A 21,129-nucleotide genomic window follows, 5' to 3' on the forward strand; every position below is an offset into this window, starting at 1 on the left:
TGCCTGCCAGCCTTGCGCTCAGAGCGCCAGGCCGGCCTTGATGCGGTACTGGTTGCGCACCGGCATGGCGTACTGCAGGACCAGATAGGGTTGCTGCTCGCCCGGGCAGGCGCTCAGGCGCTTGTGCCACTGTTCCTTGGCCGCCGCCAGCTCCTCGGCACCGAACAGCGATTCGGCGGCGGGTACTTCGAGCTGCGGGTCACGTTCGCTCCACATCGCATACGCCAGGTAGTGCACCGGAAACAGGCGATAGCCGGTGAGGATCTGGGCATCGGTGATGGCGGCCAGTTGCCTGGCATCCTCGAAGCCGCTGGTGAGCGGGTCAGCGAAGTGCACGTGCACCCGACCTTTGTAGCCGGTGATGCCCAGGGCGATGCTCTTGTCGTCCTCGCCTGGCTGCTTGGTGTAGCTGCCGGTAGTGGCGCGTGTATAGAGCTCGCGGGCCTTGGCTAGGTCGCAGGGGTCGTATTCATAGCTGATCGACACCGGCGTCAGCTTGAGGCTGCTGATGACCTCGGCGAACGGCTCGTCCTTGCGGCACATGTGAAACATCTTGAGGATCGCCGAATCAGTGCGGTCGTCACCGTCCTTGGCACGGCCTTCGGCCTGGGCGATCCAGATCGACTCGCCATCGTGGCGGATCGAGTGGCTGATGTAGGCCGACAGCAGCTGGTAGGCAGCCAGTTTTTCACGGCGACCGGTGATCGAACGGTGCACGATAAAACTCTTGTTGAGGCGCATCAGGTCACTGACGAACGGCTTCTGCAGCAGGTTGTCGCCAATCGCGATGCGTGGGGTCTGCAGCCCTGCGTGGTACACCGCATAGTTGACGAAGGCCGGGTCCATGACGATGTCACGGTGGTTGGCCAGAAACAGATAGGCATTGCCCGGCTTGAGGGTTTCCACCCCGGAGTAGGTCACGCCGTCGGTGGCGTTCTCGACGGTACGGTCGATGTAGGGCTCGATGCTTTCCTGCAGGGTTCGCACCGAATTGATGGCCCCGAAGCGCCGGCGCAGCCGATGCGCTATAACAGGCTTGAGCAGCCAGCCGAAGGAGCCCGCCAGGCGCGGAAAACGAAATTGGGTAAGGATGTCGAGAAATGCATCGTCGGCCAGCAGACGCGCCAGAACCGCTGGAATTTCCGCGTCGGCATAGGGTCGGATGCTATCGAATTCGCCCATCATGATCTCTTGTGATTGTCGCTGCGATTGAATTGAGCGCCCCGTGGTGAACAGTCGCCATGCGTCGAGCCATCGCAGCGCGACGGCAACTGACCCGGGGGCAGCAATAGACCGTTGATTATAACCTGCAAGTCACATGGAGGCGCCCCATGCTGGAAACCCAGGATTACCAATGCCCGTATTGCGGTGAGCCGGTCGAGGCGGTGCTGGATCTGTCCGGCGGCGATCAACAGTACATCGAGGACTGCCCGGTCTGCTGCCGGCCGATTACCTTCATGCTCAGCACCGATGGTCGCGACTGGCAATTGGATGTGCAGGCGGAGAACGACTGATGAAGCGGGTCTACGAGCCGCAGGACCTGATGGAGGGCGAGTTGCTGAAGAGCGTGCTCGCCAGCGAGGGTATCGAATCCCATCTGGTCGGTGGCCACCTGGTGGGCGCGGTGGGCGAACTGCCGGCCTGTGGCCTGCTCGGCATGCTGGTCGACGATGGTGACGCCGAGCGCGCCCGGCAGTTGATCGCCGCGTACAATGGCGCGCAACCGCTGCCCGGCGACGAGCCGGATAATTTCCAGGGTGTGTTGCTGTGCTGATGCCGCGACGCCTCTGCCCCGTCTGACCGGATCTTTCATGAGTGGACGCTTTGCCCTGTTTCGCTGGACACCGGCCTTCGCCGCGCAGCCCGGTTTTCCGGCTGACCAGCAGCCGCACTGGAATCTCGCGCCTGGCGCCCAGGTGCTCCTGGTGCGTGCCGATGGCGAGCAGCGTTCGCTGGTGCGGGCGCGCTGGGGGCTGACCCCGGCCTGGCTGACCGACCTGTCGAAGACACCCGCCCACGCCCGCGCCGAAACCCTGGCCGAACAGCCGATGTTCCGTGAAGCGTTTCGCCTGCGTCGCGGGCTGATACCAGCCAACGGGTTCTACGAGTGGCGCGGTGCTGCCCGTAAACGCCCCTACTGGCTCAGCGGCCAGGAGCCGTTGCTTTATTTCGCGGCCTTGTGGGAAGCCTATCCGGTCGAGGGGCATGTTTATTTCAGCACCGCCCTGGTGACCCAGGCGGCTGCCACGCTGCGTCGCCCGCTGCCGTTGAGCGAGCAGGACCAGCAGCGCTGGCTGGCCGCGGACACGCCACTGGAAGAGCTGCGTGCGCTGCTCGTCGGCACACCGCCGGTGCTGCGCGAACGAGTATTGAGCAACCTGGTCAATGATCCCAGGCTCGACGGGCCGGAGTGCCTGACACCCGCTTGACCGCTTGGCTTGCGAGCACCACCATACGCCGCTCAGTTCTCAGGGAGATCCATCATGAAATCGTTGACCATCACCACTCTGGCTGCGGCATTGCTGCTGGCGGGATGCCAGGCCGTCAATACCACCAGCGGTGGTTCGGTAGGTGTCGAGCGCAAGCAGTACATGTTCAGCGCGCTGTCGACCGATGAGGTCAACCAGATGTATGCCCAGTCCTACCAGCAAACGCTCAGCGAAGCCTCTTCTCAGGGCGTGCTAGAGAAGAACAGCGCGGATGCCAAGCGCCTGCAGCGTATTGCCGACCGCCTGATCAAGCAGGCACCGCTGTTCCGCCCCGATGCCGCCCAATGGCAGTGGGAGGTCAACCTGATCGACAGCCCCGAGCTGAACGCCAACTGCGGCCCCGGCGGCAAGATAATTTTCTATACCGGCATCATCAATAAACTGAAACTCACCGATGACGAGATCGCCGCGGTGATGGGGCACGAGATCGCCCACGCTTTGCGCGAGCACGGTCGCGAGGCGATGTCCAAGGCCTATGGCGTGAACCTGGCCAAGCAGGGTGCGGCTGCGCTGCTGGGCGTGACCCCGGACAAGATGGCCCTCGCCGACGCTGCGGTGAACTACGGCATGACGCTACCCAACAGCCGCAGCAACGAGAACGAGGCCGACCTGATCGGCCTGGAGCTCGCTGCGCGTGGTGGCTTCAACCCCAATGCCGCGGTTTCCCTGTGGGAAAAGATGGCCAAGGCCAGCGAGGGCGCGCCGCCGGAATTCATGAGCACGCACCCCTCGTCGTCCAGCCGTATCTCGTCATTGCAGGCGGCCATTCCGAAGGTGATGCCGCTGTACCAGCAAGCGAAGAAATGACCGCTCCCGTGCAGCTGATGAGGGTGCGCTAATGCCCTGGCTGCCTGGGAGCCTCCGGTGAAAATTGCCGTGGTGGGAGCCACTGGCCTGTTGGGGCACCATACGGCTCGTGCGGTCAAGGCCGCCGGGTATCAACTGGTGCTGATCCACCGGTTGTCATCACGTATCGAGCGCCTTGCCTACCTGGGTGCCGAATGCCGGTCGGCCGAGCTGTTCGACCCGCGCGCCATGACCCGCGCATTGCAGGGCGTCGACGGTGTGGTGTTCTGCGCCGGCTACTACCCGCTTAGGCCTCGCCATTGGCAGGATGAGGTGACCAGCGCGTTGGGCCAGACCCAGGGCTTCTATACCGCCTGCCAGGCGGCGCAGGTGAGCCGCATCGTGTATGTCGGGTCGGCCATTGCGCTGCCACGGCATCCGCAGGGGCTTGCCGGCCATGAAGGGCTGTTCTATGACGAGATGCCGCGTTCGCGCAACGCTTACCTGTTGTCTAAATGGGCGCTCGATCAACAGGCTCGGGAGCAGGCGCGCGCCGGCCTGCCGGTGATCATCGGCATCCCCGGCCTGTGCCTTGGCGAGCTGGACACCGAACCAAGCAGTGGGCGGCTGATCACCGCCATGGACAGCGGCGAAATGCGCGGCTACGTGGCGGGCGAGCGCAACCTGATCGATGCCCGCGAGGCCGGCCGCGGGCTGTTGCTGACCCTTGAGCGCGGCCGTGTCGGCGAGCGTTACCTGATTTGCGGCGACGACATTCAGATGGCCGATCTGGTCAGGCGCATCGCCGAGCGACTCGGCGTGGGCATGCCGGCCGAGCTGTCGTTGAACAAGGCCAACGGCCTGGCGGCCTGGGGCAGGGTGCGTCATCGCCTGACCGGCGCATGGCCGTGGCTGGACGAAACCGCCATTGCGCTGATGTCCGGCAGCCAGTTCCTGTGTGGCCGCAAGGCCCGCGAAGAGTTGGGGTTCGTTGCCCGCCAGTCGGTGGACGACACGCTGGAGCGTACCCTGCAGTGGTTCGCCGCCAACGGCTATCTGCAGCACCGCCTGGCGTGAGCAGGCACAGGCCGGCGCCGGTCAGGCGCTGATCAATCCGCTGAGCAGCATCGCCTGGTAGGCGGCATACAGCGCCAGGGCCGCGAAGGCGGTGGCGGCCAGGCGGCGGATCAGGGTCAGCGGCAGCCGATCAGCAGCGAAATTGCCGGCCAGCACCACCGGGACATTGGCAATCAGCATGCCCAGCGTGGTGCCGATCACCACCATGAGGAAGTGTGGGTACTGGGCGGCGAGCATCACCGTGGCCACCTGGGTCTTGTCACCCATTTCAGCTAGGAAGAAAGCGATCAGCGTGGTCAGGAACGGCCCGTAGCGTTTCAGGTTGGAGCTTTCGTCATCGTCGAGTTTGTCTGGAATCAGCGTCCATAGCGCCACGGCGATGAACGAGGCAGCCAGTATCCAGCTCAGCACGGCAGGTGAAAGCACGCCGGCCACCCAGTTTCCCACGGCACCGGCCACCAGGTGATTGGCCAGGGTCGCAACCACCATGCCCCAGATGATCGGCCACGGTCGCCGGAAGCGCGCCGCCAGCAGCAACGCGAGCAGCTGCGTCTTGTCGCCGATTTCCGCCAGGGCAACGATCAGGGTGGGAATGAACAAAGATTCCAGCATGAAGTTTCCTAAAAGGGCGGGTAGACACGGCTATGACACGTACAGCCTCCCCGCCCCGGGTAAGGTGTTCGTGTCATAGGTCTTGTCAAACCCCGTGCGGCACTCGTGCTGTGGCGAGTGGCGCAGATCCGTCTGGGCGGATCCTGGGTCGCATGCACCATGGTCGGTGGACCAAGTATGTTGATGCATGCCGGGCGAGCAGGCGCTCGCGGGAGACTACTCCCCTAGGACGCGCGCATTCTGCCCAAGTGCGCCGCTTTGGGCAAGGCTCGCGCCGCTATGCCACAGGCGCTCGGCTCAGCCGCTGACGGCGTTGTAGATGCGAAAACCTTGGGCGTCGGCGAGGGTGTGGCAGGTGCCAATGTGCTGCTCTATCAGCGGTGGGTATTTGAGGAAGCGGTTGGCCACCAGGCGAATCTGCCCACCCTTGCGCAGGTGTTTGGCCGCCTGGCGCAGCAGGTCTTCGCTGGCCTGGTAGTGGGTGTGTACACCCTGGTGAAAGGGCGGGTTGCTGAGTATCGCGCTCAGCTCCAGGGGCGCCGCTGTGATTCCATCGCCACTGATGACGTTGGCCTCCAAGCCATTCTCGGCGAGCGTCAGCGTGCTGCTGGCGACGGCAAACGCATCGACATCCAGCAGCGTGACCTGGCTGTCCGGGTAGCGGCGTTTGAGCGCTGCGCCGAGCACGCCGGCACCGCAGCCGAAGTCCAGCAGGTGGCCGCTCGGCAGCTTGTCGAGATGCTCCAGTAGCAGCGCGCTGCCGACATCCAGCCGGCCGTGGCTGAATACGCCGGGCAGGGTGATCACCTGCAGCGGGCCGTCAGCGAGTTGCAACGTGTAGCGCTGCGCCAGGGTGGACAGCTCAGGTGCATGGGGGGCTTGGTCCACACGTACTTGCCACAGCTGGCAGTGACGTGCGCTGTCGAGTTTGCGTGGCGCGCCGTAGGCCTCCATTTGCTTGGCGGCACGCTCGACGCCTGCGCGTTTTTCGCCCACCAGATAGACCACGCCGCCAGGCAGGCGAGCGGCGAGGGCGTCTAGCAGATAGCTGGTCAAGTCACGGGACTTGGGCAGAAAGAGGACCGCGGTATCAAAGGCAGACTGCGGTGGCGTAACCCCGAAGGTGTTGCGCTCAGCGAAGCGTGCTTCGAGCCGGGCGTGGTCGCCCGCATGCCAGCTCCAGCCAAGCGCCTCGGGCAGTTGCCCGAGCAGATCATCGGCCGGGAGGCCTGCAAGCAGCACCCGGCCGCCGAACAGCTCGGCCTGACGCAGCAGCACTTCACTTCGCGGATCCATGAGACCTCCCCGACAAAAGCGCGAAGGGTAGGGGCCTCAGCGTCAGGCTGCAAGCCTACAAGCGAAGCCGGGAGTCGTCAGTTGACCTGGCGCGTTGGTTGGCCAGAGAGAAAGCCCGCCGCATTTTCCGCCAGTTGTCCGACGATCCGCTGGCGTGCTTCGCGGCTGCCCCAGGCGCTGTGGGGCGTGATGATCAGCCGCGGAATGCCCTCGGCCAACAGCGGGTTGCCGTCTCTGGGCGGTTCTTGAGTCAGCACATCGGTGGCCGCACCGCCGAGCTTGCCGGCACGCAAGGCGTCGGCCAGCGCCTGTTCGTCGATCAGCCCACCTCGGGCAGTGTTGATCACGAAGGCGCCGGGCTTGAGCAGATCCAGTTCACGGGTGCTGATCAGGTTGCGGGTCTGCTCGGTCAGCGGGCAATGCAGGGTCAGCGCATCGACCTGCGGCAGCAGTTCATCCAGTGGCAGGCGATCCGCCCGCGGCGGCCGCCCTGGCAATTGCCCATACAGCACGCGCATGCCCAGGGCTTCAGCGAGACGGGCTACAGCGCCACCCAGTTCGCCATGGCCGAGCAGGCCCAGGGTTTTGCCTTCGAGCTCTATGATCGGGTGATCCAGCAGGCAGAACATCGGCGATTGCTGCCACTTACCCGCACGGATATCACGCTGGTAATCCGGCAGGCTGGTGGCAAGGGCGAGCAGCAGCGTCAGGGTGTGCTGCGCCACCGACGGCGTGCCGTAGCCCTGGCAATTACAGACGGCAACGCCATGAGCCCGAGCGGCATCGAGATCGACGTTATTGGTGCCGGTGGCCGAGACCAGCACCAGTTCGAGTTCCGGGCAGGCGGCCAGCACTGTGGCATCGATCACCGCCTTGTTGCTGATGACCACGCTGGCGCCGCGCAGCCGTTCGATGATCTGTTGCGACGAACTCTGGTCGTGCAGCACCAGTTCCGCGAACTGATCGCGCAGTGGGGTCATGTCGAGGTCGCCCAGATCGAGGGAGCGGTAGTCGAGAAATACCGCGCGGCCGGTTTTGCTCATCAGCTGTACCTTTCTGGCTGTCTTGTTGGAAAGTAGAGTGCAGCCTATCAGAAGCCGTTTGCCCTCGACCGGCAGCTTGGCTTACACGCCACGGCGTCGGTCCTTTCAGGTTGTATCCTTAAGCACTTGTTCGATGCGGAGCGCCTATGTACTGGATGGAATTCTTCACCGTCGCCCTGATCCACCTGCTCGCGGTCGCCAGCCCGGGGCCGGATTTCGCCGTTGTGGTGCGCGAAAGCGTGGCGCACGGTCGCCGCATCGGCGTGTTCTGCGCAGTGGGCGTCGGCACGGCGATTTTCCTGCACGTGGCGTATTCGCTGCTGGGCATCGGCTTGATCGTTTCCCAGTCCATCGTGCTGTTCAATGCCTTGAAATGGCTGGCGGCGGCCTACCTGTTGTACATCGGCTTCAAGGCGCTGCGTGCCAAGCCCGCTTCGGCTGATGCGCGGCAAACCCAGGTGCCGACGATAGCGCGTACGGCTCGCGGGGCGTTCGTCGCCGGGTTCGTCACAAACGGCCTGAATCCCAAGGCCACGCTGTTCTTCCTGTCGCTGTTCACCGTGGTGATCAACCCGCACACACCTTTGCTGGTGCAGGGTGGTTACGGTGTCTACCTGGCTTTCGCCACCGCGCTGTGGTTTTGCCTGGTGGCGATGCTGTTCAGCCAGCAGCGCGTGCGCAATGGCTTCGCCCGCATGGGGCATTGGTTCGATCGTCTGATGGGCGCCGTGCTGGTCGGCCTGGGTATCAAGCTGGCTTTCACCGAACTGAAGTAGAGGAGCGCTTGGCGCCCCTCTGCTGAAGGTTACAGCCGCTCCACGGCGACGGCAGTCGCCTCGCCGCCGCCAATGCACAGCGAGGCGATACCCCGCGTGCCGCCGGTCTGGCGCAGTGCGTTGATCAACGTGATGATGATCCGCGACCCGGTCGAACCTACCGGGTGTCCCTGAGCACAGGCGCCGCCGTAGATGTTGACCTTGGCGTGATCGAGGTCGTGCTCCTGGATCGCCAGCATGCTGACCATCGCGAAGGCTTCGTTGATTTCGAACAGGTCGACCTCGTCCTTGTGCCAGCCAACCTTGCGCAGCAGGTTACTGATGGCGCCGATTGGTGCCAGGGTGAACTCGCTAGGGTCCTGGCTCTGGGTGGCGTGCGCAACGATACGTGCCAGTGGTTGCAGGCCACGGGCCTCCGCCTGTTCGGCGCTCATCAGCAGCAGCGCGCTGGCGCCGTCCGAAATGGAGCTGGCGTTCGCCGCCGTGATGCTGCCGTCCTTGCTGAAGGCTGGCTTGAGGCCGGGAATACGGTCGATTCGGGCGCTCAGGGGCTGTTCATCCTCGCTCACCTGCACCTCGCCCTGGCGAGTCGTGAGGGTGACCGGCACGATCTCGTCAGACAGCAAGCCGGCTTTCATGGCATGTTGCGCGCGGCGCAGCGATTCGATGGAGTAGGCGTCCATCGCTTCGCGGGTGATGCCATAACGGTCAGCCGTTTCCTGCGCGAACGAGCCCATCAGGCGACCGGTGCGGGCATCCTCCAGGCCATCGAAGAACATGTGGTCCTTCAGTTCACCGTGGCCCATGCGCAGCCCGCCCCGGGCTTTGGGCAGCAGGTAGGGCGCGTTGGACATGCTTTCCATGCCGCCGGCGATCATCACCTCGTTGCTGCCGGCCTTGATCAGGTCATGGGCCAGCATCACGGCCTTCATGCCCGAGCCACACAGCTTGTTGATGGTCGTGCAACCGGTGGCACTGGGCAGGCCGGCGGCCAGCGCTGCCTGGCGGGCCGGGCCCTGTTTCAGCCCGGCGGGCAGCACGCAGCCCATGATCACTTCCTGCACATCGGCCGGGGCAACGCCGGCTTTGGTCAGCGCTGCACGAATGGCGGTGGCGCCCAGCTCCACGGCACTGACGGCCGACAGGCTGCCCTGGAATCCACCCATGGGTGTGCGCGCGCCGCTGACGATGACAATATCTGACATGTTGCTACCTCAATCTTCTGGATGGGGGCGAAATCGCCGCAGCGGTCCCGGCACATCGTTCAATCATCCTTTCGGCGCATTGAGCGGCCGCGCACTCGCGGTACCGTCGGCTAAGGTGCCAGGGAGCAGTCGATTTCGCTTCAGAGCGACGCCCACAACAATAGTCCATAACAGGTGAGCCCATGCTGCAGACCCGTGTCATTCCTCCCGCCGCGAATGCCCATCAATTCCCGTTGCTGATCAAGCATTTGCTGTTATCCGGCAGCCGCTACGAGAAAAACCGGGAGATCGTCTACCGCGATACGCTGCGCTACAGCTACGCCACCTTCAGCGAGCGGGTGGCGCGCCTGGCCAATGTGCTGGAACAAGCCGGAGTGAAGGCCGGCGATACGGTGGCGGTAATGGACTGGGACAGCCATCGCTACCTGGAATGCATGTTTGCAGTGCCGATGTTGGGGGCGGTGTTGCACACCATCAATATCCGCCTGTCGCCGGAGCAGATTCTCTACACCATGAACCACGCCGAGGACCGCTTCGTGCTGGTCAACAGTGACTTCGTGGCGCTTTACCGGGGCATCGCCGGGCAGCTCGACACGGTGACCGGCACGCTGCTGCTGACCGACGCCAGTGAGGCCCAGGCCGAGCTGCCGGGGTCGGTGGGCGAGTACGAAAGCCTGTTGGCGGCGGCCAGCCCTGCCTATGACTTCGCGGATTTCGACGAAAACTCCGTCGCCACGACCTTCTACACCACCGGCACTACCGGCAACCCCAAGGGTGTGTATTTCACCCACCGGCAGTTGGTCCTGCATACCCTGTCCATGGCCTGTACCCTTGGCAGCCTCGACAGCATCCGGCTGATGGGCAGTGACGACGTGTACATGCCCATCACCCCGATGTTCCACGTGCATGCCTGGGGCGTGCCCTATGTGGCCACCTTGCTGGGGGTCAAGCAGGTTTATCCCGGTCGCTACGAGCCGGACATGCTGTGCCGGCTGATCCAGGACGAGCAGGTGACGTTCTCCCATTGCGTGCCGACCATCCTGCAAATGTTGCTCAACGCACCAGGCGCACGGGGGCACGATTTCCAGGGGTTGAAGATCATCATCGGCGGCAGCGCTCTCAATCGAGCCGTGTATGACGCAGCCAAGGCGCGTGGCATACAACTGACCGCGGCTTACGGCATGTCGGAAACCTGTCCGCTGATCGCCTGTGCCTACCTCAACGATGAGTTACTGGCCGGCAGCGAAGACCAGCGCGTCACCTACCGCATCAAGGCCGGGGTTCCGGTTCCCCTGGTGGAGGCGGCGATCATGGATGCCGACGGCAACCGCTTGCCGGCCGATGGCGAGAGCCAGGGCGAACTGGTGCTGCGCGCGCCCTGGCTGACCCAGGGGTATTTCCGCGAACCGGACAAGGGCGAGGAACTCTGGAGCCAGGGGTGGATGCATACGGGTGATGTGGCCACGCTCGACAGCATGGGCTTCATCGATATTCGTGACCGTATCAAGGATGTCATCAAGACTGGCGGCGAGTGGATTTCCTCGCTGGCGCTCGAAGACCTGATCAGTCGCCACCCTGCCGTTGGCGAGGTGGCGGTAGTCGGCTTGGCGGATGCGCAATGGGGTGAGCGGCCATTTGCGCTCGTGGTGGCACGAGAAGGGCAGCAGGCGCCAGACGCCGAGGGGATCAGAGACCATCTTGAACCATTCGTTAAACAGGGCCACATCAACAAGTGGGCGATTCCCACTCAGGTCGCGCTTGTTACCGAAATTCCCAAGACCAGTGTGGGCAAGCTGGACAAAAAGCGCATTCGTGCCGATGCGGTGCAATGGCAAAAGACCGGTCGTGAGTTTTTGACGACGCTGTAGGGCACGAATTTCAATGGCAAAAATGTGACTGATCAGTCAAACAATCGTTTGGCTTGCTAATTGCTAATTTCAAGCCATTCTTGGCTTGTCACGGATGGGACTGATCCGTCGAAACCAGCGAGCCAGAGTGTCTCGGGCACTGCCAATCCCTCCTGCACGAGGGCAGCGACAAGCTCGCCGGCGATAGTCAATCAGCCATAACAAAAATAAACGGAGTAGCGTCGATGACCAACACAACAAGGCCGTTCTGGCGTCTGGCAAAACTGCCGCTGGCCGTCAGCCTCGCATCAACTCTAGCCAGCCCGGCGTTCGCCGTGAATTTCAATATCGGGGAGATCGAAGGGCAATTCGATTCGTCCTTGTCCGTGGGGGCGAGCTGGTCTACGGCCAAGCGTGACGAGCGTTTCATCGGCGAAGCCAATGGCGGCACTGGCTACACCCAGACAGGCGACGACGGTCGTCTCAACTTCAAGCGGGGCGAAACCTTCTCCAAGATCTTCAAGGGTATTCATGACCTGGAGCTGAAGTACGGCGATACCGGTGTGTTCGTGCGGGGCAAATACTGGTACGACTTCGAGCTCAAAGATGAGTCGCGCCCCTTCAAGGACATCGATGACGACGGCCGCAAGCCGGGTGCCAAGTCCGCCGGTGCGGAATGGCTCGATACCTTCGTGTATCACAACTACAGCATCGGCGATCAGCCCGGCTCCGTGCGCCTGGGCAAACAGGTGGTGAGCTGGGGTGAAAGTACCTTCATCCAGAACAGCATCAACTCGATCAACCCGGTTGACGTCTCCGCCTTCCGGCGCCCGGGCAGCGAGGTCAAGGAAGGTCTGATCCCGGTCAACATGTTCTATGTGTCCCAGAGCATCACTGATCGGTTGTCGATGGAAAGCTTCTACCAGCTGAGCTGGAAACAGACGGTCGTCGATAACTGCGGGACCTTCTTCTCCACCGCCGATGTGGCGGCCAACGGCTGTAACGACAACTACAACATCCTCAACAGCAGCCTGGTCGGGTTGTTGCGTGGGGTGGATGCCCTGGCAGCCGGAGCCCCGGGCCTGGCCCCGATCAGCGCATCGGGCGCCGGTGTGAATTACACCCAGGAAGGCATGGTGGTGCGGCGCGGCAAGGACAACACTGCACGCGATGACGGGCAGTGGGGGTTGGCACTGCGTTGGCAGGGTGATAACACCGAGTACGGCGCGTACTTCATGAATTACCACAGCCGCACGCCGTTCCTGAGCGTGCAGAACGCCGATGCCGCCGCCTTGGCGAGAATTGGGGCCGCGGCCCGCAGCATTTACAACACCCTGGGGGTTGGCGCAGCTGGCAGCCCTGCAGCGTGGGTGGGATCCGGCAATGCGTGGACCGGCGCCGCGCCACCAGCCGGTTTCGCAGGGCCTCTGGGCGCTCAGGCGCGCACGCTTGCCGGAGCTGCGGTGGCCGTGGGTAACGGCAGTTACTTCATGGACTACCCCGAGGACATCCGCCTTTATGGCCTGAGCTTCTCCACCACGCTGCCTACCGGCACGGCCTGGCAGGGCGAGGTCAGCTATCGCCCGAATGCACCGGTACAGATCAATACTCAGCAGCTGACCCTCGCCCTGGCTGGGGCGGCGGCTGGCACCTCCGCTCCGGGAGCGGTGCAGAAGGGCTACGACCGCAAGGAAGTCACCCAGATCCAGACCACCTTCACGCACTTTTTCGATCAGGTGCTGGGCGCTGACCGCCTGACTCTGGTGGGCGAGGTCGGCTTCGCGCACGTGGGTGGCCTGGAGGGCAAGGATCAGAACCGCTATGGCCGTGACCCCGTCTACGGCATCACCGGCAGCGCGGTGGATCCTAACGAAACGTCCATTGCCCGCTATGGCGACCATGGTTTCACCACCGCCAACTCCTGGGGTTATCGCATGCGCGGCATCCTGGACTACAGCGATGTGTTCGCCGGTGTGAACCTGCGCCCCAACGTCGCCTTCTCCCACGATGTCGATGGTTACGGCCCCAACGGCCTGTTCAACGAAGGTGCCAAGGCTGCCAGCCTGGGCGTCGACGCCGAATACCAGAACACCTACAACGCCAGCCTCGCCTACACCAACTTCTTCGATGGCCGCTACAACACGCTGGTCGATCGTGACTTCCTGGCTCTCAGCTTTGGCATGAGTTTCTAAGCGCCCGTATTCATAGGAAAACGCATTTATGAAAACAACGAAAAGACTGTTGCAGACCGGCGCGCTGACGTTGTCACTGCTGGCCTGCAGCGTGATGGCAGCGGTGTCCGCCGATGAGGCGGCCAAGCTGGGTGCTACCTTGACGCCGATTGGTGCGGAGAAGGCCGGCAACGCCGATGGCACCATCCCGGCTTGGACCGGCGGGCTGCCGGTCAACGCCGGCGCCGTCGACGGTGGCGGCTTCCTGGCGGACCCGTTCCCCAACGAGAAGCCGCTGTTCACCATCACCGCGCAGAACGTCGAGCAGTACAAGGACAAGCTGACTCCCGGGCAGTACGCGATGTTCAAGCGCTACCCGGAAACCTACCGGATGCCGGTGTTCCCGACCCACCGTACCGCCAACCTGCCCGATAACATCATTGCGGCGGCCAAGCACAACGCGAGCAATACCAAACTGATCCAGGGCGGTGAAGGGTTGGAGAATTTCCAGCTGGCCAACCCGTTCCCGATTCCCAAGGACGGCCTGGAAGCGATCTGGAACCATATCACCCGCTACCGTGGTGCCAGCGTGCGGCGTCATGTCGTACAGGTGACGCCACAGGCCAACGGCTCCTTCAGCCCGGTCAGCCTGGAAGAGGAGTTCGCCTTCCGCGGGATGATGAAGGATGTCGATACCAGCAAGCCGAGCAACATCCTGTTCTACTTCAAACAACGAGTAACGGCGCCGTCGCGGCTGGCCGGCAACGTGCTGCTGGTGCATGAAACCATCGACCAGGTGGCGGAGCCGCGCATGGCGTGGCTGTACAACGCCGGGCAACGTCGCGTGCGCCGTGCTCCGCAAGTGTCCTATGACGGCCCGGGTACCGCTGCCGATGGCCTGCGCACCTCCGATAACCTGGACATGTACAACGGTTCACCGGATCGGTACGACTGGCAATTACTGGGCAAGAAGGAAATCTACATCCCCTACAACAGCTACCGCATCGATTCGCCAAAGCTGAAGTACTCCGACATCGTCAAGGCCGGGCATTTGAACCCGGACCTGACACGTTATGAGCTGCACCGTGTGTGGCACGTGACCGCCACCCTCAAGCAGGGTGAGCGCCACATCTACGCCAAGCGTGACTTCTACCTCGACGAGGATACCTGGCAGGCTTCTGCCATCGACCATTACGACGGTCGCGGTACCCTGTGGCGTGTTGCCGAAGCCCACGCCCAGTACTACTACGACAAGCAGGTGCCGTGGTACGCCGTGGAAGTCATTCATGATCTGCTCTCCGGTCGTTACCTGGCCCTGGGCCTGAAGAACGAGGAAAAGCGGGCCTACGAGTTCGACTATCCAGCCAAGGAAAGCGATTACACCCCAGCTGCGCTGCGCCAGTCCGGCGTTCGCTGACAGCGGTTGCATGACCGAAGCCGGCCCCGGGGCCGGCTTTTTCATGCCTTTTTGCAAGTGATCCAGAGGCGCAGTTACCCAGATGTCTGGCGGCTGCCGAACGCGCGGCTGGCTCATGCAGCGCGTTCAGTCGCATCAGCTTTGCGGGCCGCGCGCAACCCCAGCGAATGCACGTACACCTGCCTGCGCCGCACGAGACCTGCGTGCGGCAGCGCAATGGCGCGCTCAGGGTGCCAGGCTACCGCATGCCGCAACTGGAATTGCTCAGTGGCTGCAGCGCCGAGTGGGCCTGACGCTGCGGAGGTGCCCGTTTTGCGGCTAGGATCCGTGCCCTGCCGTCCGTTTACAGGAGCACAGCATGTCCCGCGCCCCCGTCACCCTGATCCGCGAAACCTTCCCCGTCGGGCCTTTGCAGTGCAACTGCACAATCATTGGCGATTCGCTGACCGGCAAGGCCATTGTGGTCGATCCGGGTGGCAATCCGGATGTGATCATGGCGCGTTTGCAGGCGCTGGGGCTGAAGGTGGTGAGCATCATCCACACCCACGCGCATCTCGATCATTTTCTTGCCTCCGGGCAGATGAAGGAGCTCACCGGCGCGACGCTGCACCTGCACAAGGACGACCAGTTCCTCTGGGACAACCTGGAGATGCAGTGCCAGATGTTCGGGGTGCCGTACACGCCTGTTCCGGCACCGGATCAATGGCTGGCCGACGACGAGGCGCTGGCCTGCGGTTGCGGGGTGGCGCTGCACACGCCCGGCCATACGCCGGGCTCGATGAGCTTCTGGTTCCCTGACGCGAAGCTGCTGATCGCAGGCGATACCTTGTTTCGCCGCGGCATCGGCCGTACCGATTTGTGGGGCGGGGATTACCCGACCATCGAGCGCTCCATCAAGCAGCGGCTGTATTGCCTGGACGAGGATGCCACCGTGGTAACCGGCCACGGCGCGGACACCCGGCTGGGGGACGAGATGCGCGACAACCCGTTCGTTCGGGCTTGAAAAACAACCGCTTGCAGATTTTTCCTGGCATGGTTGTTAGGCTTGCCCGGGAACTCGGCGCTGTTTGGCGGCTCGAAGCCGCGGGCAAATGCCTGTCACCGCACGCAACAACTCAAAGGAATTCTTCATGAAAAAGTGCCGCTTCCTGGTCGCCGCGACCGGCCTGATCGCCATTCTGTCCGGTTGCACGGTCAACCCCTACACCGGTGAAAGCCAGGCGGGAAAGGCCGGCATCTATGGCGGTGTCGGGGCCCTTGCTGGCGCCGCAGTCGGTGCTGCAACATCCAGCAAGAAGGACCGCACCAAGGGCGCATTGATCGGTGCCGCCGTCGGCGGTGCGGCCGGTGGTGGCTATGGCTATTATGTCGATACCCAGGAAGCCAAGCTGCGTCAGCAATTGCAGGGTACTGGCGTTCAGGTGCAGCGCAACGGCAATGATCTGACGCTGATCATGCCGGGCAACATCACCTTCGCCAGCAACTCGGCGGACATCGCCGGCAACTTCTACCCGACGCTGAATTCCCTGGTGCTGACCTTCAAGGAATTCAACAAGAACGGCGTGAACATCGTCGGGCACACCGACAGCACCGGCTCTGCCGATCTCAACCAGAGCCTGTCCACTCGCCGGGCACAGAGCGTCGCCTCGTACCTGTCGGCCAATGGCGTCGCGGCGTCACGCATTTCCGCCTATGGCGCCGGTCCCAATCAGCCAATCGCCAGCAATGCCAATGAAGCGGGTCGCGCCCAGAACCGCCGCGTGGAAATCAATCTGCGCCCGCTGTAATTCTGCCACGTGTCCACAACCCCGCTTCGGCGGGGTTTTTCTTGCCTTCGATTGCGTCGGCGCGACATGGCTATGTCGCCTGGCGTGGCTAGACTGGATGGAAAGCGATCAAGCCAGTGCGGCGCCATCGGCCCTGGCGTACCGATACTTGCCCGCTCGCAGTCATGAACAAGGAGGTAGGTGTGGGACAACAGCAGGAGCAGGCGCTGGGCATTCTGGTGGTCGATGACCGTCTGGAAAACCTGGAAGACATGCAGGAGTTGCTGGAGGAGATCGAGCGCCCCGTGCACTGTGTCGACTCCGGTGCCAAGGCCCTCGAATTCCTCGCGCAAACGCAGGTGGGCCTGGTGTTGCTCGACGTGCAGATGCCGCGTATGGACGGTTTCGAAGTGGCGCGGCGCATGCGCGACGACCCCCGCACGCGGTTCACGCCGATCATCTTCATTTCCGGGATGATCCAGACCGATGACGTGCTGAGCCAGGGCTACGGCGCCGGCGCGGTGGATTTCATCGCCAAGCCGGTGCAGCCCGCGATTCTGCTGCACAAGGTACGCGCGCTGCTCGAGCACGAGCAGTACCGCAGCAGTCTGCTACGCCTCAGTCAGCAATTGGAGCGTGAGCGCGCGTTCAACGCCTCGATCCTGGACAACACAGCAGAAGGCATCATGGTGGTGGGCGCCGACGGCTGCATCCGCTTCGCCAACCCGGCGATCGCGCGCATGCTCGGCTGCACCAGCGACGAACTCGCCTGCAGCGAATTGCTCGGTTGGGTCGAGACCCCGTGCGAAGAGCACTGGCAGGCGTCGAGCTTTCACCAGCACTGGCAGCGCGGCGAGACGCTGCGGCTGCACGATGCCAATTTGCGTACCCGGGACGGGCGCAGCGTGCCGGTGGCGTTGTCCTGCTCGCCGCTGCCCGCTGACCAGCACGCGATGATCCTCCTGGCGCTGGACATGTCGGTGGTTCGCGATCTTCACCGGCAACTGGAGTCGCTGGCGATCACCGACGCCCTGACCGGGCTGCTCAACCGGCGCGGCTTCCTGCAGGAGCTGCAGGCCGCCCTCTCGCGGCACGAGCGCACCGGCCAGCAGGCCGCCTTGCTGTTTCTCGATCTGGACGGCTTCAAACACATCAACGATAGCCAGGGCCACGATGCAGGCGACCAGGTGCTGCGCTGGGTCAGCCTGCAGCTCAAGGCCTGTCTGCGGCCCTACGATCGCCTGGCGCGCATTGGCGGCGACGAATTCACGGTGATTCTCGACAGCCTTGCCGATACTGCGGACGCCGCCTCCGTGGCGCACAAGTTGATCGAGCAGGTTTCCGGCGAGCAGCAGTCCGAGGGCATGCGCTTCACGTTGGGCGTAAGCATCGGCATCGCCTGCCTGCCGGCCCACGGCAGCACGATCGAGGATGTCCTGCGCGCCGCCGACACCGCGATGTACGCGGCCAAGCGGGGCGGGCGACGACAGTTTCGCTTCTATGATGCCGAGACGCAGCCACTCAATTGATCAGTGATGCTGCTCGTGCAAACGAGCCAGTTGCTCGTCCTTGGCTTGCCAGCATTCGTTGATCCACTGCTGGAAGGCCAGCCGATAGCTGTCGTCCTGATCGTAAGCGCGGCCGATGAACGCCGGGGGGACCGGCAACTGCTCGATGACCACCACGACCTCTTCCAGCTGGCCGCTGAGCAGCGCCCAGAACCCGGGGCTGCCCTGAGGGTAATGCAGCGTGACGTTGATGATGCCGTGTAGCTGCTCGCCCATGGCATCGAGCACGAAGGCCAGGCCGCCGGCTTTAGGCTTGAGCAGGTAGCGATAGGGCGATTGCTGCTCCTGGTGTTTCGCGCGGGTGAAGCGCGTGCCTTCGACGAAGTTGAAGATACCCACCGGGTTGTCGCGGAACTTGGCACAGGTACGCCGGGTAGTGTGCAGGTCCTTGCCCTTCTTTTCCGGGTGACGGGCCAGGTATTCCCTGGAGTAACGCTTCATGAATGGGAAACCCAGCGCCCACCAGCACAGGCCGATCACCGGCACCCAGATCAGTTCCTGCTTGAGGAAGAACTTGAGCGGGCGAATGCGTCGGTTGAACAGGTACTGCAGCACCAGGATGTCCACCCAGCTCTGGTGGTTGCTGGTCACCAGGTAGGAGTGCTGATAGTCGAAGCCCTGGTCACCTTCGAGGTGCCAGCGAGTGTTGCCGAGCAGTTGCATCCATACTTTGTTGCAACTGATCCAGCCTTCGTGGATGAAGGTCATCAGCCGGTCACAGCAGCGGCGCACCAGTGGCAACGGCAGGATGATGCGCAGCAGGGTTACCGCGAACAGCGGCCAGCACCAGAACAGCGTGTTGAGGGCCAGCAGGGCGCTGCCCAGCAGGCCGAGCAGTGGGGCAGGCAGAAAGTGCAGCATGGACGTGCGAACCTCATGCAAGGTGTGAAGTCTTGGGGGACCCGGGCAGATGGCGCACAGGTTAACGATTGGCGATGGAACTGCAAGCCGGCTTGCGTGAACGAGCCGGCTTGCCGTCAGTGGCTCATGTTGGCGGCCTGGATGGCGGTGAGGGCGATGGTGAAGACGATGTCGTCGACCAGCGCCCCGCGCGACAGATCGTTCACCGGTTTACGCAGGCCCTGCAGCATCGGGCCGACGCTGATGCAGTCGGCGCTGCGTTGTACCGCCTTGTAGGTGGTGTTGCCGGTGTTCAGGTCGGGGAAGATGAACACCGTGGCACGACCCGCCACCGGGCTGTTCGGCGCCTTCTGCCGGCCAACGCTTTCGATGGCGGCGGCGTCGTACTGCAGCGGGCCGTCGAGCAGCAACTCCGGGTTGGCCAGGCGTGCCAGGCGCGTGGCTTCACGCACCTTTTCCACTTCTTCGCCGCTGCCGGAATCGCCGGTCGAATAACTCAGCATCGCCACCCGTGGCGGGATGCCGAACGCCTGGGCCGAGCTGGCGCTCTGCAATGCAATCTCGGCCAATTGCTCGGCGTTGGGGTCCGGGTTCACCGCACAGTCGCCATAGACCAGCACCTGGTCCGGCAGCAGCATGAAGAACACCGAAGACACCAGGTTGTAGCCAGGTGCGGTCTTGATTAGCTGCAGCGCCGGGCGGATGGTATTGGCGGTGGTGTGCACGGCGCCGGACACCAGGCCGTCGACCTCGTCCAGGGCCAGCATCATGGTACCCAGCACCACGGTGTCTTCGAGCTGGGCGCTGGCCATCGGGGCGTTCAGACCCTTGCCCTTGCGCAGCTCGACCATCGGTTCGACATAGCGCTCACGGATCAGGTCCGGGTCGAGAATCTCCAGGCCCGGCGGTAGCTCGATGCCCTGGGCCTGAGCCACGGCGCGCACTTCGTCGGGCTTGGCGAGCAACACGCAGCGCGCAATACCGCGCGCCTGGCAGATCGCCGCCGCCTGTACGGTGCGCGGCTCGGCGCCTTCGGGCAGCACGATGCGCTTGTTGGCGGCCTTGGCCTGTTGCACCAGTTGATAGCGGAACGCCGGCGGCGACAGGCGTAGCTCGCGCGGGCTGCCGCAACGTGCGGCAAGCCAGTCGTGGTCGAGGTGGCTGGCGACGAAGTCGGCGACCTTCTCGGCGCGCTCCTTGTCGTCGACCGGAATTTCCTTGTTGAGGCGATTCAGGTTGGTGGCGGTATCGTAGGAGCCGGTGCTGACCGTCATCACCGGCAGGCCGCTTTGCAGCGCGCCCCGGCACAGTTCCATGATCCGCGGATCGGGCGCAAAGTCGCTGCACAGCAGCAGCCCGGCCAGCGGCATGCCGTTCATGGCGGCCAGGCTGGCGGCAAGGATGATGTCGTCGCGGTCGCCCGGCGTCACCACCAGGGTGCCGGGTTTGAGCAGCTGCACAGTATTGGCCACCGCGCGGGCACAGAGCACGATCTTGAGCATGCGCCGCTGTTCGTAATCGCCGGCGTTGAGCACGCGGGCGCCAAGCAGTTCGGCAATGTCGCGGGTACGTGGTGCGTTCAGCTCATCGAGCCAGGGAATACAGCCGAGCAGGCGGAACTCCGGGTGGCGCAGCAGCGAGGACTGTTCGCGCAGGCGGGTGGTGAAGGCGTCGAGGCCGTCGTCGTTGCGGATCTTGTTGAGGATCACCCCGAGTACCTTGGGGTCCTTCGGGCCGCCGAACTGCTGGGCCTGGATTTCCACGCGGTCGCACAGTTCGCCGAGGCTTTCCTGCTCTGGCGCGGAGACCAGGATCACGTCGGCATCCAGGCTCTTGGCCAGGTGAAAGTTGACCCGCGCGGCGTAGCTGGCCTGGCGCGTGGGCACCATGCCTTCGACGATCACCACGTCCTTGTCCTTGGCAGCCTCCTGGTAGAGGCTGATGATTTCCTCGAGCAGTTCGTCCAGGTCGCCGTCGCCGAGGCGGCGTTCGACGTGAGCGAGCGCCAGTGGCTTGGGCGAGTGCAGGCCATGGGTGCGCGCGACCAGTTCGCTGGAGCGCTCGGGGCCCGCGTCGCCCTGATGCGGTTGCGCGATGGGCTTGAAGAAACCGACCTTGAGGCCTGCCCGCTCCAGTGCGCCAACCAGGCCCAGGCTTATAGAGGTGAGGCCGACGCCAAAGCCGGTCGGCGAGATGAAGAAGGTGTGCATGGGGT

19 protein-coding genes and 1 riboswitch are annotated in these 21,129 nt (G+C 63.6%); of the genes, 12 read left to right on the plus strand and 7 right to left on the minus strand.

Annotated features, from left to right (window positions below):
• Window positions 1-18: 18 nt before the first annotated feature.
• Entirely contained in the window at window positions 19-1,185 is a 1,167-nt protein-coding gene (locus tag ACZ0AV_RS19535) for a 1-acyl-sn-glycerol-3-phosphate acyltransferase (RefSeq protein WP_499152560.1), read from the minus strand.
• 146 nt (window positions 1,186-1,331) lie between these two features.
• Here ACZ0AV_RS19535 and ACZ0AV_RS19540 point away from each other — a divergent pair, with 146 nt between their 5' ends.
• Genes ACZ0AV_RS19540 through ACZ0AV_RS19560 form a run of 5 tightly spaced genes read left to right on the plus strand, consistent with a single transcriptional unit; the run spans window position 1,332 to window position 4,352 of the window.
• A complete protein-coding gene (locus tag ACZ0AV_RS19540; RefSeq protein WP_499152561.1) occupies window positions 1,332-1,514 on the plus strand; it encodes a CPXCG motif-containing cysteine-rich protein in 183 nt (60 codons plus the stop codon).
• Window positions 1,514-1,774 carry a putative signal transducing protein gene (locus ACZ0AV_RS19545; RefSeq protein ID WP_499152562.1) on the plus strand — a complete coding sequence of 87 codons (261 nt, stop codon included), beginning with the start codon at window positions 1,514-1,516 and terminating at the stop codon, window positions 1,772-1,774. Before ACZ0AV_RS19540 ends, ACZ0AV_RS19545 begins: the two co-directional genes overlap by 1 nt.
• Before the next feature lie 37 nt (window positions 1,775-1,811).
• Window positions 1,812-2,429: an SOS response-associated peptidase gene (locus tag ACZ0AV_RS19550; protein ID WP_499152563.1), complete on the plus strand. Its 618-nt coding sequence runs from the start codon at window positions 1,812-1,814 to the stop codon at window positions 2,427-2,429.
• A gap of 54 nt (window positions 2,430-2,483) precedes the next feature.
• Complete coding sequence (locus ACZ0AV_RS19555; protein WP_499152564.1) at window positions 2,484-3,296, plus strand: M48 family metallopeptidase; 813 nt, start codon at window positions 2,484-2,486, stop codon at window positions 3,294-3,296.
• A 57-nt stretch (window positions 3,297-3,353) separates the two neighbouring features.
• The gene (locus tag ACZ0AV_RS19560; RefSeq protein WP_499152565.1) at window positions 3,354-4,352 is read left to right on the plus strand and encodes an NAD-dependent epimerase/dehydratase family protein; all 999 of its coding nucleotides are present in this window, start codon (window positions 3,354-3,356) and stop codon (window positions 4,350-4,352) included.
• A 21-nt stretch (window positions 4,353-4,373) separates the two neighbouring features.
• On the opposite strand, the gene ACZ0AV_RS19565 is transcribed toward ACZ0AV_RS19560, so the two are convergent.
• From ACZ0AV_RS19565 to ACZ0AV_RS19575, 3 genes are all read right to left on the minus strand, one after another.
• The gene (locus ACZ0AV_RS19565) at window positions 4,374-4,961 is read right to left on the minus strand and encodes a TMEM165/GDT1 family protein (RefSeq protein ID WP_499153407.1); all 588 of its coding nucleotides are present in this window, start codon (window positions 4,959-4,961) and stop codon (window positions 4,374-4,376) included.
• A gap of 90 nt (window positions 4,962-5,051) precedes the next feature.
• A riboswitch (yybP-ykoY riboswitch) is annotated at window positions 5,052-5,201 on the minus strand.
• 60 nt (window positions 5,202-5,261) lie between these two features.
• On the minus strand, window positions 5,262-6,260 hold the full coding sequence (locus ACZ0AV_RS19570) for a methyltransferase (protein ID WP_499152566.1): 999 nt from the start codon (window positions 6,258-6,260) through the stop codon (window positions 5,262-5,264).
• A gap of 77 nt (window positions 6,261-6,337) precedes the next feature.
• Window positions 6,338-7,303, minus strand: coding sequence for a 2-hydroxyacid dehydrogenase (locus tag ACZ0AV_RS19575; RefSeq protein ID WP_499152567.1), 966 nt, complete (start codon window positions 7,301-7,303; stop codon window positions 6,338-6,340).
• 146 nt (window positions 7,304-7,449) lie between these two features.
• Here ACZ0AV_RS19575 and ACZ0AV_RS19580 point away from each other — a divergent pair, with 146 nt between their 5' ends.
• Entirely contained in the window at window positions 7,450-8,079 is a 630-nt protein-coding gene (locus ACZ0AV_RS19580; protein ID WP_499152568.1) for a LysE family translocator, read from the plus strand.
• 29 nt (window positions 8,080-8,108) lie between these two features.
• Here the strand turns inward: ACZ0AV_RS19580 and ACZ0AV_RS19585 are convergent, their stop codons facing one another.
• On the minus strand, window positions 8,109-9,284 hold the full coding sequence (locus tag ACZ0AV_RS19585) for a thiolase family protein (protein WP_499152569.1): 1,176 nt from the start codon (window positions 9,282-9,284) through the stop codon (window positions 8,109-8,111).
• Between the two features lie 182 nt (window positions 9,285-9,466).
• Between ACZ0AV_RS19585 and ACZ0AV_RS19590 the strand changes: the two genes are divergently transcribed.
• From ACZ0AV_RS19590 to ACZ0AV_RS19615, 6 genes are all read left to right on the plus strand, one after another.
• Window positions 9,467-11,152, plus strand: coding sequence for a fatty acid--CoA ligase (locus ACZ0AV_RS19590; protein ID WP_499152570.1), 1,686 nt, complete (start codon window positions 9,467-9,469; stop codon window positions 11,150-11,152).
• A gap of 224 nt (window positions 11,153-11,376) precedes the next feature.
• On the plus strand, window positions 11,377-13,323 hold the full coding sequence (locus ACZ0AV_RS19595) for a DUF1302 domain-containing protein (protein ID WP_499152571.1): 1,947 nt from the start codon (window positions 11,377-11,379) through the stop codon (window positions 13,321-13,323).
• A gap of 28 nt (window positions 13,324-13,351) precedes the next feature.
• The gene (locus ACZ0AV_RS19600; RefSeq protein WP_499152572.1) at window positions 13,352-14,719 is read left to right on the plus strand and encodes a DUF1329 domain-containing protein; all 1,368 of its coding nucleotides are present in this window, start codon (window positions 13,352-13,354) and stop codon (window positions 14,717-14,719) included.
• 358 nt (window positions 14,720-15,077) lie between these two features.
• A complete protein-coding gene (locus ACZ0AV_RS19605) occupies window positions 15,078-15,722 on the plus strand; it encodes an MBL fold metallo-hydrolase (RefSeq protein WP_499152573.1) in 645 nt (214 codons plus the stop codon).
• A 127-nt stretch (window positions 15,723-15,849) separates the two neighbouring features.
• Window positions 15,850-16,506, plus strand: coding sequence for a YiaD family glycine zipper/OmpA-like lipoprotein (locus ACZ0AV_RS19610; RefSeq protein ID WP_499152574.1), 657 nt, complete (start codon window positions 15,850-15,852; stop codon window positions 16,504-16,506).
• Window positions 16,507-16,688: 182 nt separating this feature from the next.
• Window positions 16,689-18,014, plus strand: coding sequence for a diguanylate cyclase domain-containing protein (locus ACZ0AV_RS19615; RefSeq protein WP_499152575.1), 1,326 nt, complete (start codon window positions 16,689-16,691; stop codon window positions 18,012-18,014).
• Here ACZ0AV_RS19615 and yihG read toward each other — a convergent pair whose 3' ends face one another.
• Both yihG and pta read right to left on the minus strand, forming a co-directional pair.
• Window positions 18,015-18,914 (minus strand): 1-acylglycerol-3-phosphate O-acyltransferase, YihG family, encoded by a 900-nt coding sequence (gene yihG / locus ACZ0AV_RS19620; protein WP_499152576.1) that lies wholly within the window; start codon window positions 18,912-18,914, stop codon window positions 18,015-18,017.
• A 116-nt stretch (window positions 18,915-19,030) separates the two neighbouring features.
• A complete protein-coding gene (pta, locus tag ACZ0AV_RS19625; protein WP_499152577.1) occupies window positions 19,031-21,124 on the minus strand; it encodes a phosphate acetyltransferase in 2,094 nt (697 codons plus the stop codon).
• Window positions 21,125-21,129: the final 5 nt, after the last annotated feature.

It is taken from the genome of Pseudomonas sp. AC532 (assembly GCF_979258965.1).

Bases quoted from the DNA above. Each gene is read 5' to 3' on its own strand.
- ACZ0AV_RS19600 (WP_499152572.1), top strand. From the start codon at position 13,352: ATGAAAACAACGAAAAGACTGTTGCAGACCGGCGCGCTGACGTTGTCA.
- pta (WP_499152577.1), bottom strand. From the start codon at position 21,124: ATGCACACCTTCTTCATCTCGCCGACCGGCTTTGGCGTCGGCCTCACC.
- ACZ0AV_RS19550 (WP_499152563.1), top strand. From the start codon at position 1,812: ATGAGTGGACGCTTTGCCCTGTTTCGCTGGACACCGGCCTTCGCCGCG.
- ACZ0AV_RS19575 (WP_499152567.1), bottom strand. From the start codon at position 7,303: ATGAGCAAAACCGGCCGCGCGGTATTTCTCGACTACCGCTCCCTCGAT.
- ACZ0AV_RS19590 (WP_499152570.1), top strand. From the start codon at position 9,467: ATGCTGCAGACCCGTGTCATTCCTCCCGCCGCGAATGCCCATCAATTC.
- ACZ0AV_RS19570 (WP_499152566.1), bottom strand. From the start codon at position 6,260: ATGGATCCGCGAAGTGAAGTGCTGCTGCGTCAGGCCGAGCTGTTCGGC.
- ACZ0AV_RS19585 (WP_499152569.1), bottom strand. From the start codon at position 9,284: ATGTCAGATATTGTCATCGTCAGCGGCGCGCGCACACCCATGGGTGGA.
- ACZ0AV_RS19535 (WP_499152560.1), bottom strand. From the start codon at position 1,185: ATGATGGGCGAATTCGATAGCATCCGACCCTATGCCGACGCGGAAATT.
- ACZ0AV_RS19595 (WP_499152571.1), top strand. From the start codon at position 11,377: ATGACCAACACAACAAGGCCGTTCTGGCGTCTGGCAAAACTGCCGCTG.
- ACZ0AV_RS19580 (WP_499152568.1), top strand. From the start codon at position 7,450: ATGTACTGGATGGAATTCTTCACCGTCGCCCTGATCCACCTGCTCGCG.
- ACZ0AV_RS19540 (WP_499152561.1), top strand. From the start codon at position 1,332: ATGCTGGAAACCCAGGATTACCAATGCCCGTATTGCGGTGAGCCGGTC.
- ACZ0AV_RS19605 (WP_499152573.1), top strand. From the start codon at position 15,078: ATGTCCCGCGCCCCCGTCACCCTGATCCGCGAAACCTTCCCCGTCGGG.
- yihG (WP_499152576.1), bottom strand. From the start codon at position 18,914: ATGCTGCACTTTCTGCCTGCCCCACTGCTCGGCCTGCTGGGCAGCGCC.
- ACZ0AV_RS19545 (WP_499152562.1), top strand. From the start codon at position 1,514: ATGAAGCGGGTCTACGAGCCGCAGGACCTGATGGAGGGCGAGTTGCTG.
- ACZ0AV_RS19555 (WP_499152564.1), top strand. From the start codon at position 2,484: ATGAAATCGTTGACCATCACCACTCTGGCTGCGGCATTGCTGCTGGCG.
- ACZ0AV_RS19610 (WP_499152574.1), top strand. From the start codon at position 15,850: ATGAAAAAGTGCCGCTTCCTGGTCGCCGCGACCGGCCTGATCGCCATT.